The 12,313-nt window shown below is 70.4% G+C and carries 11 protein-coding genes; 5 read left to right on the top strand and 6 right to left on the bottom strand.

The genetic code is table 11. The features are described from left to right. The first annotated feature begins 18 nt into the window (after positions 1–18). Together VKG64_06305 and VKG64_06300 are read left to right on the top strand one after the other, a co-directional pair. Positions 19–1,455, top strand: a complete 1,437-nt coding sequence (locus VKG64_06305; protein HKB24652.1) for a putative glycoside hydrolase — start codon at positions 19–21, stop codon at positions 1,453–1,455. Beyond that, entirely contained in the window at positions 1,452–2,420 is a 969-nt protein-coding gene (locus VKG64_06300; GenBank protein ID HKB24651.1) for a polysaccharide deacetylase family protein, read from the top strand. Before VKG64_06305 ends, VKG64_06300 begins: the two co-directional genes overlap by 4 nt. 17 nt (positions 2,421–2,437) lie before the next feature. Here the strand turns inward: VKG64_06300 and VKG64_06295 are convergent, their stop codons facing one another. Next, complete coding sequence (locus VKG64_06295; protein ID HKB24650.1) at positions 2,438–4,789, bottom strand: exo-beta-N-acetylmuramidase NamZ domain-containing protein; 2,352 nt, start codon at positions 4,787–4,789, stop codon at positions 2,438–2,440. A 256-nt stretch (positions 4,790–5,045) separates the two neighbouring features. Between VKG64_06295 and VKG64_06290 the strand changes: the two genes are divergently transcribed. Together VKG64_06290 and VKG64_06285 are read left to right on the top strand one after the other, a co-directional pair. Beyond that, complete coding sequence (locus tag VKG64_06290) at positions 5,046–5,582, top strand: hypothetical protein (GenBank protein ID HKB24649.1); 537 nt, start codon at positions 5,046–5,048, stop codon at positions 5,580–5,582. A gap of 116 nt (positions 5,583–5,698) precedes the next feature. Next, positions 5,699–6,178 (top strand): hypothetical protein, encoded by a 480-nt coding sequence (locus VKG64_06285; protein ID HKB24648.1) that lies wholly within the window; start codon positions 5,699–5,701, stop codon positions 6,176–6,178. Here the strand turns inward: VKG64_06285 and VKG64_06280 are convergent. After that, positions 6,128–6,418, bottom strand: a complete 291-nt coding sequence (locus VKG64_06280) for a hypothetical protein (protein ID HKB24647.1) — start codon at positions 6,416–6,418, stop codon at positions 6,128–6,130. The genes VKG64_06285 and VKG64_06280 overlap by 51 nt on opposite strands. 97 nt (positions 6,419–6,515) lie before the next feature. Between VKG64_06280 and VKG64_06275 the strand changes: the two genes are divergently transcribed. Then, positions 6,516–7,670: an MFS transporter gene (locus VKG64_06275; GenBank protein ID HKB24646.1), complete on the top strand. Its 1,155-nt coding sequence runs from the start codon at positions 6,516–6,518 to the stop codon at positions 7,668–7,670. Positions 7,671–7,805: 135 nt separating this feature from the next. Here VKG64_06275 and VKG64_06270 read toward each other — a convergent pair whose 3' ends face one another. The 4 genes from VKG64_06270 to VKG64_06255 form a co-directional block, all read right to left on the bottom strand. Next, complete coding sequence (locus VKG64_06270; protein ID HKB24645.1) at positions 7,806–10,094, bottom strand: GspE/PulE family protein; 2,289 nt, start codon at positions 10,092–10,094, stop codon at positions 7,806–7,808. A 55-nt stretch (positions 10,095–10,149) separates the two neighbouring features. Further along, positions 10,150–11,583 (bottom strand): FAD-dependent oxidoreductase, encoded by a 1,434-nt coding sequence (locus tag VKG64_06265; protein HKB24644.1) that lies wholly within the window; start codon positions 11,581–11,583, stop codon positions 10,150–10,152. Then, complete coding sequence (locus VKG64_06260) at positions 11,583–12,029, bottom strand: CBS domain-containing protein (protein ID HKB24643.1); 447 nt, start codon at positions 12,027–12,029, stop codon at positions 11,583–11,585. Before VKG64_06260 ends, VKG64_06265 begins: the two co-directional genes overlap by 1 nt. 13 nt (positions 12,030–12,042) lie before the next feature. Beyond that, positions 12,043–12,313: methylmalonyl-CoA mutase family protein (locus tag VKG64_06255; protein ID HKB24642.1), on the bottom strand; the 271-nt coding region annotated here is incomplete at its 5' end.

Genomic DNA, 12,313 nt, shown 5'->3' with positions numbered 1-12,313 from the left:
ATGGTCGAAGAACCAGCGATGCACGAAGCCTCCGGCCCCGTGTCGGCTCGCCGCCATCTACTGGACGGCGGGTTTGCGCTCCTCCTCCTGAGCCTCGCGATCGCCAGCGGGTACCTGATCCTCCTGTACCCGGCCGACACGCGCGCGACGACGGTCGTGCGGCCGCCCGCCCCCCCGGTGTTGCGGCCGACGCCCGAGCGACCGCAGCCCGTGGGCCCGACGTGGGGCCCGACCGTCACGGGCCGCGTGCTCGACCCCGAGCGCCGGCCGGTCGAGGGCGCCTCGGTGGTGGTCGGCGGCGCCGAGCACCGGACCGACGCCGAGGGCGCGTTCCACCTGCAGAACGTCCCGCCCGCGGCGCCGCTCCTCGTGAAGCTGCCGGGCTTCGAGAAGACGCTCGTGCCGCCACAGCGGGGCGCGGTCGTGGTGGTCCTCAAGCCCCAGGTCGTCAAGGCGGCCTACCTCACCTACTTCGGTGTCGGCGACCGGGGGATCCGGGGCCGCGTCCTCGAGCTGGCCGAGCGCACCGAGCTGAACGCGGTGGTCATCGACGTGAAGGGCGATCGCGGCTGGATCCTCTACGCCACCGAGCTCGAGCAGGCCCTCGCGGCCGGCGCGCAGGGTCCCGCCACGCTGCGCGACTTCGACGCGCTCATGGCGAATCTCAAGGCGCGCGGGATCTACACGATCGCGCGCATCGTGACCTTCAAGGACAACGTCCTCGCCCGCGCCCGGCCCGACCTCGCGGTCATCGACACGCGCACCGGGACGCCGTGGATCGACAACGAGCGGCTCGCGTGGATGGACCCGTTCCAGGAAGAAGTGTGGGACTACAACATCGCGATCGCGCGCGAGGCCGTCCGCCGGGGGTTCGACGAGGTCCAGTTCGACTACGTGCGCTTCCCGACCGACGGCCGCCTCGGCGCCGCGCGGTACGCCAAGCCCAACACGAAGGAGACGCGCCTGCCGGCGATCGCGGGCTTCCTCGAGCGCGCGCGACGGGAGCTCGGGGCGCTGGGCGCGTTCATCGCCGCCGACGTCTTCGGCTACACCGCGTTCAACGAGAACGACACGGACATCGGCCAGCGCATCGAGGAGCTGACCCCGCACCTCGACTTCATCTCGCCGATGGTCTACCCGTCGGGCTACCACAAGGGTATCCCGGGCTTCGCGAACCCGGTCGAGCATCCCTACCAGGTCGTCTTCGAGAGCGTGCGCCTGATCCGGAAGCGCGCGGCGCACACGCGGGTGCGCGTGCGGCCGTGGCTGCAAGACTTCCGCGACTACGCCTTCGACCGCCGGATCTTCGGCGTCAACGAGATCCGCGCCCAGATGAAGGCCGCCGACGACGCGGGCGCGGCGGGCTGGATGCTCTGGAACCCGCGCAACGACTACACGGCCGCGGCGCTCCGCCCGAAGGACGCGCAGCAGAGGGAGGCGCTCGCCGCCAAGTGAGGCTCCTGCTCCTCGTCGCGCTCATCGTCACCGCCGCGCTGCTGCTCGCCTCGTTCGCCGTCGCGGCCGACCTGCCGCCCAACGAGCTCGGCCGCGTGATGATCCTCGAGTACCACAAGATCGACTACCCGGAGGAGCGCTGGACGCGCACCCCCGAGAATTTCCGGCGCGACCTCGAGACGCTCTACGCCAAGGGCTACCGGCTCGTCACCCTCGGCGACCTCCTCGACGGCCGCATCGCGCTGCCCGCGGGCACGACGCCCGTGGTCCTCACCTTCGACGACTCGTCGCCGGGCCAGTTCCGCTACCTCGAGCAGCGCGGGGGGCTCGAGATCGACCCGAAGTCGGCCGTCGGGATCCTCGAGGCGTTCGCGCGCGAGCGGCCGGACTTCGGGCGCGGCGCGACCTTCTTCGTGCTCCCCGCGGCCGACCCGCCGAACCGGCTCTTCAACCAGCCCGAGCACGTCACGCGGAAGCTCCAGTTCCTCGTGAGCCACGGCTACGAGATCGGCAATCACACGCTCTGGCACGCGAACCTCGGCAAGTACGACGAGGCGACCGTCCGCGCGCAGATCGCCGGCGCCCAGGCGTGGATCCAGCGCCACGTGCCCGACTACCGCCCGCGCACGCTCGCGCTCCCGCACGGCGTCTACCCGCGGGACGTGAGCTGGGCGCTCTCCGGCTCGGCCAAGGGCGTGGCCTACCGCCACGACGGCATCCTGATGGTCGCGGGCGGCGCCGCGCCGTCGCCGTTCTCCGCCGCGTGGGACCCGGTGCGGCTGCCGCGCATCCAGGCGCTCGAGAGCGAGCTCCGGCGCTGGCTCGGGCATTTCGAGCAGCATCCGGACGAGCGGTTCGTGAGCGACGGCGACCCGGGCGTGGTCACGGTGCCCGCCGCGCTCCGGGGCCGGCTCCGGGAAAACCTCAAGAACGTCCGCGTCGTGGAGCGTGCCGCCGGGCGCTGACCAGACCTCGGGGAGGGCTAGCGATAGATGAGATACGACGCGCGCCGGTTCAAGAAGCTGCTGCGGTCGATCTCGGTCCAGGTGACCAGCCGCTCGAGGAGCTCGCCCCTCAGGAAGGCCCACATCGTGAACCGGTTCACCAGGAGGTTCTGGATGCTCTCGGGCCTCCACTGGTCCCGGTGACGCGCGCGTAGCTCGCGCGCGAGCGCGAGCGCCACCGTCACCGGGCGGATCGCGTCGCGATCGGTCACGACGAGCCGCACGCCGTCGCACACCACGTTCGCGTAGCGGTCGGCCGTCGGCGTGAACGACGTGGGATCGAACCTCACGCCGGGCAGCGCGAGGCGGTTGAGGGCGTCCGCGAGGGCCACGGGCTCGATCCACGGCGCCCCCACCACCTCGAACGGCGTGTCCGTCCCCCGCCCGACCGAGAGGTTCGTGGCCTCGAGGAGCCCGACGCCCGAATAGAGGAGCGCCTGGGTCACGGAGCGGATGTTCGGCGACGGGTTGACCCAGGCGAGGCCGGTCTCGTCGTACCAGGAGTTCCGGTCCCAGCCCTCGAGCGGCACCACGGTGAGCGAGACGGGGATGCTCCGCTCGGCGGCGACCAGGCGCGCGAACTCGCCGATCGTCAGGCCGGTGCGGACGGGGATCGTGTGGGGCGCCGTGAACGACTCGAGGTCGGGGTCCATCAGCGGCCCCTCGACCACGCGGCCGGTGATCGGGTTCGGCCGGTCGAGGACGACGACCGGGATGCCCTGTCGGGCCGCCTCCTCCATGACGTAGATGAGGGTCGTCAGATAGGTGTAGTAGCGCACGCCGACGTCCTGGATGTCGAAGACCAGGAGCGAGACGTCCTTCAGCATCTCGCGCGTGGGCCGCCGCGTCGCGCCGTAGAGGCTCCAGATGGGACGCCCGGTGACGGGGTCCCGCGAGTTGGCGACGTCGGTGATCGCCTCGCCCAGGATCCCGTGCTCGGGCGTGAAGATCGCCTGGAGCCGCACGCCGGGCGCCGCGGCGAAGAGATCGATCGCGCGCCGCCCCGCCGCGTCGACGCCGGTCTGGTTGGTGACGAGGCCGATCGACTGGCCCACGAACGCCGTGAACTTCTGGTCCCTCACGACGTCGAGTCCGGTGCGCACGCCGCCCGGAGTGACCTTGACGGGCGGCGGCGGGGGGGCCTCGGGCGCGGGCGGATCGGCGGCGGTCGAGCCGGACGTGAGCTGCGCCAATACCTCAGGCGGGTTGAAGAGCGCCGCGCCGACCGCGGCGGCGACTCGGCCCCGCAGCTCGAGGATCCGCGCGGCACCGCCGCCCCAGGGGTGGATGCGGTTCGTGAGCAAGATGAGATAGACGCCGCTCGGCGGGTCGATCCAGAGCGTCGTGCCCGTGTAGCCCGTGTGGCCGACGGAGCCCATCGGGAAGAACAGCGCCATCGGGCGCGAGTACGGCGAGGAGAGGTCCCAGCCGAGCGTGCGCGTGCCCCGGCCGCCGGGCGCCGACTCCCACATGAGCTGCACCGTCTCCGGCTTGAGGAACCGGTGGCCGCCGAGGGTGCCGCCGTGGAGCAGCATGCGGCAGATGCGCGCGAGGTCGGCGGCCGTCGAGAACATGCCGGCGTGGCCGGCGACGCCGCCGAGCAGGCGCGCGCGGGGGTCGTTGACCTCGCCCTGCAGCATGCGGCCGCCCGTGTACTCGGTCGGCGCGATGCGGCCGCGGACCCTCGCCGACGGGCGGAAGCTCGTGTCGCGCAGACCGAGCGGGCGGAAGAACGCGCGCTCGAGATACCGGTCGAGCGGATCGCCGCTCACGCGGCGGACGACCTCCCCGAGAAGGATGAAGCCGGTGTCGCTGTACTGGAACGCCGAGCCGGGCGGATAGTCGAGCGGAAGCTTGGCGAGCGCCCGCGCCACGTCCGGAAAGCCGCCCACCACGACGCTGTTCGGCGGGTACGCCGTGAAGCCGGCGCCGTGCGTCAGCATCCGCTCGATCGTGACTCCCTGGAAGGCCGCGCCGCGGAACTCCTTCAGGTACCGTCCGAGCGGCGCGTCGAGCTTGATCGCGCCGCGCTCGACGAGCGAGAGGACCGCGAGCGTCGTGCCGACCGGCTTCGTGAGGGAGGCGATGTCGAAGATCGTGTCGCGCGTCATCGGGACGGCGTCGGGCACGAGCCGGCGGGACCCCCAGGCGCGATGGATGAGGATCTCGTCGCCACGCCCGACCAGCAGGACGATTCCCGGAATCTCGCCGGAGGCGACGGCGTCCGCCGCCGCCTCGTCCACGCCCGCGAAGTCGGGCACCTGCGCGGCGACGCGGCCGGAGAGCGCGAGGACGACGACGAACGTCGCGCAGAGGACGCGAGCTACCACGTCACGATCTTAGCATCGGTACGCCGGCACACCCGCCCATTCGGCGCGTCCTCTCACTTTCTGCGCCTTTAGACCGCGCTCCTGGCCGCCGTCAAGCGCAGGATTTCCCGTCTCGCGCAGAACGAACACGGACAAGACGCGGACAACGACCGCGACGCCAGCCCTCGGTGCTCGCGCAGCCCAGGCGTAGGCCCTGTGGCCCATGCAGTCCGACCTTGACATCGCCCTTCGTGGGCGGGTAGGTAGGCGCGGGCCGATGGCCGGAAACGTGAGGGCGGGCGAGGGATCGAACGCGGCCCGGACGCCCGTCATCTGCGCCACGCATGGGAGATTCGGAATGGCCAGAACACATCGCCAAGAACACCGCTTCATTCGTCAGCATTCGTTGAGCATCACCTCGGCCGGCATCCTCACGTTGTGGATTTGTCTGTACAGTGTCTCCAGCCCCAGCACCCATCTCGGTTCATTCTTTGGCAATGCCATCGCCGACTGGTCGGGCGTCGTGGTCATGGTATTTGCGACCAAGTACTTGTACGAAAAGGGCTCGGCTGAGAGTCGACGTCCACCGAAGAACCTCTTGAGTCCCGTCTGGGAGGGACTGCGCGACCACTCTCTTAGCATTTTTCTCGTCATCACGGGGATCGGATGGATTGCGCTTTATGCTTCGATGGACTCTGAGACCAAATGGGGCCAGGTCGTCGGCAACATTGTCTCAGAATGGACGCAGATTTTCGGTCTCGTGCTGTTGACGAAACGGCTGATCGAGCGCCACTCAAGGGAGAGCACTCGGTGAATCAGTCGCGTTGATGCCGGGGAGCGGGGCCATCGAGCGGCCTTACCGTGACCTTTGGTCCTCCCCGACTCCCTGTCGGGGGCGAAGGGATCGGGTATTGGTATAGTGAGCCGACGATGGAGCCGCACTCGAGCCGGCCCGCCGACCTCGCGGCACGCATCGACGTCGAGCTTCGCGAGCGCCTCGAAGAAGCGATCGACTTCCTCTGCCTCGACGCGCTGGTGCAGCGGCGGCGGGCCCTCGGGCTGCCGGCGCCCGCGGCCGACAGCGCGCGCGACCGGGCGGAGTTCGCCGCGCAGGTGCGCGCGTTCCTCGAGCGCCTCCGGACCCTCGCCGCCGACGTGGGGCCGGAGCAGCGGCGGAAGGTCGAGGCGGCCGAGCGCGCCGCCGGCGACGAGACGGCGCGGCTCCTGGCCGTCCAGACCGTGCTCGCCCGCGAGCTGCCGGACTACTGGCAGCGCTTCGAGGCCGCGCGCCAGGCCTACGCCGCCGAGCGCGTCGGGAGCGCCGGGGGGCTTGGGGGGCGCCCGGAGCCCCCCATGTTCTCAGGCGGCGAGCGCCGGGGCCTGCTCCGCCGGCTCTTCGGCCGTGGTTGACCGCCAGGCGCCGAGCGCCCAGAGGTTCTCGACGTCCTCGAGCGCCCGACGCCAGCGACCGTACGCCTCGAGCACCGACTCACGCGCCTGCGCCAGATTCGTGTCCGCGTCGTCGAGCCGCGCCTTGAGCGTGGGGTTCGCGGCCCGGATCATGTCGACGCTGCCCTCCGGCATCGAGGCGGCCAGCCGGTCGAGCAACTGGGTGAGCTCCTGATAGAGCGCGCGCTCCACGGGATTCATGAGACACCTCCACCTGCTAATATACTCATCACATGATGAGCTATTTGGCAAGCCCCCTCCAGTACCTCCCATCGCCTAGGATCCCGGAGGCGCGACCTTGATTCACCCCGACGTCGTCGCGGTGTTCGGAGCGAAGGCGGCCCGGACCTTCTGTTACGGCTTCCTCGGCGTCCTGTTCCCGCTCTACCTGAGCAACCTGGGGGTGGGCACGGCCGGGATCGGCACGGCGATCACCCTCACGCTCGTCGGGAGCGCGGCGCTGACGTGGGCGATCCGCCGCCCGGCGGAGCGGTTCGGCGGCCGCCCCGTCCTCGTGGGACTCGCCCTCCTGTCGGGAACGGCGGCGCTGATCCTCCTGGCCTCCCGCGATCCGCGGCTCGTCGTCCTCGCGGCGATGCTCGGCAACCTCGCCGTGGGCACCGGCGAGACGGGCCCGTTCCTCGCGCTCGAGCAGGTGCTGATCGCTCGCGCCGTGGACGCCCGGCGGCGCACGACGGTGCTCAGCGCCTACAACCTCGCCGGCTACGCGGCCGCGGCGGTCGGGTCCGCGCTGGCGGGCATGCTGGCCCCGTCGCGGCTCTTTCTCTTCTTCCTCGCGGGCGCCGCCGTCCAGTGCCTCGCGTACGCGCGGCTCGCCGGCGGCGCGCCGGTGGCGCGGCCGCGCGACGTCGGGCCCCGGCTGTCCTCGGGCCCGCTCATCCGCCGCCTCGCGGCGCTCGGGGCGCTCGACTCGTTCGCGGGCGGATTCGTCCTGCAGTCGCTCGTCGCCTATTACTTTCACGCGCGCTACGGCCTCGGCCTCGAGGCCCTCGGCTGGATGTTCGGCACGGCGCAGGTGCTCACGGCGGCCTCGCTGCTGCTCGCGCCGCGCGCCGTCCGGCGCTTCGGCCTGCTGGCGACGATGGTCCTGTCGCACCTCGTCTCCAACGTCTTCCTGGTGGCGATCGCCGCCGCGCCGACCGCCGCGGCGGCTGCGGTTCTACTCTTCGCGCGCCACCTGCTCTCGCAGATGGACGTGCCCACGCGGCAGGCCTACGTGATGGCGATCGTCGAGGACCACGAGCGCGAGGCGGCGGCCGCGACGACGAACCTCGCGCGCACGGTGGCGCAGGCCATGACGCCCGCGCTGACGGGCTGGGTCATGCAGGCCGTGGCCCTCTCCTCACCGTTCGTCCTGGGCGGCGGCCTCAAGATCGTCTACGACCTCCTGCTCTACCGCACCTTCAAGGACGTCAAGGTCGACCGCGAGTAGCTCCGCCCGGGGGCCGGCGCGCCCCCTTCGAGACCCGTAGCTTCTGGGCGTTACTCGGTCGTGACGTGAAGGGAATTACCGTGACGGTGAACGCCAGCGTGGTCGAGAAGGGGTGCCCCCGGCCCCCGGGCGGAGCTACTTGATCGCGACGGCCTTGACCTGCCGGAAGTCCGTGAGACCCTGCAGCGACTTCAGCACGCCATCCTGGACGAGCGTCGTCATCCCCTCGGACTTCGCGAGCGTCAGCATCTCGACGACCCGCGCCTTGGTCGAGATGAGATGCTTCACCTCGTCGCTCGCGATGAGGAGCTCGTGGATGCCCGCGCGGCCGCGGTAGCCCGACTTGGCGCAGTTCGCACAGCCCTTGCCCTTGTAGAGCACGAACGACTCGTCGTACCGGGGCGCCGACGCGAACGCCTCGCGGCCGTACGCCTCGGCGAGCTCGTCGTACTCCCTCCGCTCCGGGTGGTACTCGGTCTTGCACTCCGAGCAGATGCGCTTGACGAGCCGCTGGGCGAGGACGCCCAGGAGCGCGTCGGCGAAGTTGAACGAGTCGAGGCCCATGTCGAGGAGCCGGATGACCGTCTCCACGGAGCTGTTCGTGTGGAGCGTCGAGAAGACGAGGTGGCCGGTGAGCGAGGCCTCGATGCCGGTGGAGGCCGTCTCCTCGTCGCGCATCTCACCGACCATGATCACGTCGGGGTCGGCGCGGAGGAAGGCGCGCATCGCCTGGGCGAACGTGAAGCCGATCTTCGGCATCACCTGGACCTGGCGCAGGCCGTACTGCGTGATCTCGACGGGATCCTCCGCGGTCCAGATCTTCCGCTCCGGCTTGTTGATGTAGCCGAGCACGGAGTGGAGCGTGGTCGTCTTGCCCGAGCCGGTCGGCCCGACGCAGAGGATCAGCCCGTAGGGCTTCTCCGCGATCCTCTTCAGCTCGCGGAGGTTGCGCTCCGTCATCCCGAGCTTGTCGAGCTGGATCGGCTCGCTCGCGGACAGGACCCGCATGACCATGTCTTCGTTCTGGTTCGCGGTCGGGATCGTGGCGACGCGGAGCTCGATCTCGCGCCCGTCCGGCAGCTTGAACTTGATCTTGCCGTCCTGCGGCTTGCGCCGCTCGGCGATGTCGAGCTGGGCCATGATCTTGAGCCGCGCGACGACGGCGCGCCGGTAGACGCCGGGGATCTTCTGGTACTCGGAGCAGCTGCCGTCCACGCGGTACCGGATCACCGTGTCCTTCTGGACGCCGTAGGGCTCGATGTGGATGTCGGAGGCGCGCGCCTTGCAGGCGTCCACGATGATCTGGTTCGCGAGGCGGATGACGGCGTTGTCGTTCTCGTCCACCTCGCCGGCCGTGACCTCGCTCTCGGTCGGGGCGTCCTGCGACAGCTCGCCGAGGATGTTGCCGATCGCGTCCCGCGACTGCGCCTCGCCGCTCACGGCGCTGAGGAAGTGGAGGATGTCCTTCCGCAGGCCGACCGCCCACTTGATCTTGCGGTTCTTCATCGCCTGCACGACGCTGTCCGCGCGCTGCAGGTCCTGGGGGTTGTCGATGAGGACGACGATGCCGTCGTCGTCGCGCCGGATCGGCAGCCAGAAGTTGCGCTTCAGGTACTCGAGCTTCTGGTCCTTCATCAGGTCGGGCGGCGGGATGATCTTGTCGTCGAACTCGACGAAGGGGCAGCGGTAGAACTGGGAGAGCGAGATGCCGAGCTCGGCCTTCGGCACCTTGTACTGCTCGATCAGGATCGACTCGACGTCCACCTGGCGGCGGCGCGATTCGGCGAGGGCGGAGTTGAGCTCGTCCTGCGTGATCCGCGTCTGGCCCAGGAGATAGTCGAACTTGGTCTTGGGCCGGGTCTGGCTCTGCAGGAGCTGGGCCTGGTTGTTGAAGGCGATGCCGAGCGTCTTGGCGATGCGCGAGACGCCGGTCTCGTCGTCCTTCGTGAACTTGGGACCCTTCTTCTTGTTGAGGATCTGGATGATGCCGAGGGCCTTGCCCTCGTGGAGGATCGGCATCGCCACGATCTGCTGGGTCCGGTAGCCGGTCTTCTTGTCGACGGAGCTGTCGAAGCTGAGCGTCGGCGAGATCCGCGCGAGCTCCGCCTTGTCGTAGGCGTCGGCGATGTTGACGATCTTGCCGGTCGCCGCCACGAAGCCGGCGATCGAGCGCTCGCTGATGGGGAGGCGGATCTCCTTGACCGTGTCGATCGCCAGGAACTTCGAGTAGATCTCCCTCCGATCGGTGTCGACGGCATAGAGGGTCATCCGGTCGGCGTCGATCAGCCCGAGGATCTCCCCCTGGAGCTCGATGAAGATCGTCTCGAGGCTCTTGGCGGCGTGGATGCGATCGACGAGCTGGACGAGCCGCTGCTCGTACGCCAGCCGTTCCTGAAGGACGAGAACCGACTCTGACTCGGCCACGATTCCCCCGGTGTCGAAAACCTAAAACAGTGTAGCAGATTTCGAGGGTTTGGCGTCAGCCCCGTCTGGGGGCCGCCGGGACGCTCGCGCAGCGGCCGAGGGCCGCCAGCATGTCCTCGACGCGGGTGAACTTGACCCGCGGCCGCCCCTGGGCCCGCCCGCGGGCCACCTCGATCTCGTTGAGCCTGAGCCAGTCGGCGTAGGAGAAGAAGGTCGGCTTCCGCTGCCGGACGAGCGCCTCGGCCGCGGCCGCGGAGGGCTGGCTCGGCTGGATCACGCTCCCCTGCTCCAGGTCCTCGAACATGCACTGGACCGTCTCCGCGGCGTCGGGCTTGTTGGTGCCGATGACGCCGGTCGGTCCCCGCTTGATCCAGCCGGCGGCGTACTCGCCGACGACGGGCTCCTTCGTGTCGGGATCGAGCACCCGGCCGCGGTCGTTCAGGATGACGCCCCAGCTCTCGTTGAACGGCACGCCCGGGAGCGGCACGCCCCGATAGCCGACCGAGCGGAAGACGAGGCCGACGGGGAGCTCCTCGAACCGGTCCGTCGCGCGCGGCTGGAGCGCGCCGGTCGGCGTCGCGTCCAGCTCGTTCCTCACGAGGCGCATCGTGACCACCCGGCCCGTCGCGTCGCCGACGAGCTCGACCGGTGAGACGAGGAAGCGCACGACGAGCTTGCGCGCCTTGCCGGCCGGCCTCCGGAGCGCGTAGCCCTGAAGGATCTCGATCTTCTTCAGCGTCGCCCGGTCCTGGCTCTTCTCGACGGCCGCGCGGCTCAGGGGGTCGAGCTCGACCTCCTCGGGGCGCACCTCGATGTCGGCGCCCTCGAGCTCGCCAAGCTCCTTGATTTCCGGATTCGTGAAGGCGGCCTGCGCCGGGCCGCGGCGGCCGAGCAGGTAGACCTCCCTGATCCGGCTCCGGGCGAGCGCCTCGAGCGCGTGGTCGGCGATGTCCGTCCGCGCGAGCTCTGCGCGGCTCCGGGAGAGGATGCGCGCCACGTCCACCGCGACGTTGCCCACGCCGACCACCGCCGCGCGCTCCACCGACAGGTCGAACTCCGAGTCGTCGTAGTCGGGGTGACCGTTGTACCAGGCGACGAACTCCGTCGCCGGATGGCTGCCGGCGAGGTCCTCGCCGGGGATCCCCATGCGCCGGTCCGTCTGGGCGCCCGTGCTGAAAAGGATCTGGTGGTAGTGCGCGCGCAGGTCGGCGAGCGTCAGGTCCTTGCCGAACTCGACGCCGCCGAAGAAGCGGAACCGCGGGTCGGCCGCGACCTTGTCGAACGCGGCGGTGACGGACTTGATCTTCTGGTGGTCGGGCGCGACGCCGAGCCGGACCAGGCCGTACGGCGTCGGCAGCCGGTCGTAGAGGTCCACCTCGACGGCGACACCCTCCCTCCGGAGCAGGGCGTCCGCCGCGTAGAAGCCGGTCGGGCCGGCGCCGACGACCGCGACGCGCAGCGGCTGCTCGACCGTGCCCGCTCGCGGCATCAGCGCCCGTGTCCGGGGTCGGGGTCGAGGATCATCGCCTGGAGGGTGTCCGCCTCGCCGCGGTAGTGGTCCCGCTGCGCCTTGACGACGTCGCCGATCGAGACGATGCCGACGAGCTTGCCCTTGTCCATGACGGGCAAGTGACGGATCCGCTTCTCGGTCATCGTGTTCGCCACCGCCTGGAGGTCGTCGTGCGGCTGGCCCATGATGACGTCGCGGGTCATGAGATCGCCCACGCGCCGGGCGAAGACCGCCTCGTTCTTCGCCGCCTCGCGCACGATGTCGCGCTCGGACAGGATCCCGACGGGCTTGCCCGCGGCGTCCGCGACGATGAGCGCGCCGATGTTGTGGCGCGCGAGCACCGCCAGCGCCTCCCGGATGTTCTGCTCCGGACGGACCGTGACCGCCGTGTCGCCCTTTGTCGCCAGGATGCTCGCGATGTCCATGGTGCGGCTCCTTCTAGAAGACCGGAGTTTCGACGTACCGTCCCCACACCTCGCGCAGCCGGCCGACGATCTCGCCCATCGAGGCCCGCGCCGCCGCGAGCTCGATCGTGACCGGCATCAGGTTGACGTTCGGGTCGGCCGCCTCGCGGGCCAGCCGCTCGAGCAGCGCGGCGACGCGGACCTCGTCCCGCCGCGCCCGCGCCGCGCGGAGCCGCGCGAGCTGGCGCGCCTCGACGTCGGGCGCGACCTTGTGCACCTCGAGGGCGCCCGGCTCGGGCGGCTCG

This window comes from Candidatus Methylomirabilota bacterium (genome assembly GCA_035260325.1).
Lineage (GTDB): Bacteria > Methylomirabilota > Methylomirabilia > Rokubacteriales > CSP1-6 > AR19.
The sequence above is the reverse complement of the archived record's forward strand: the minus strand, read 5'-3'. Positions and strand labels throughout refer to the sequence as shown.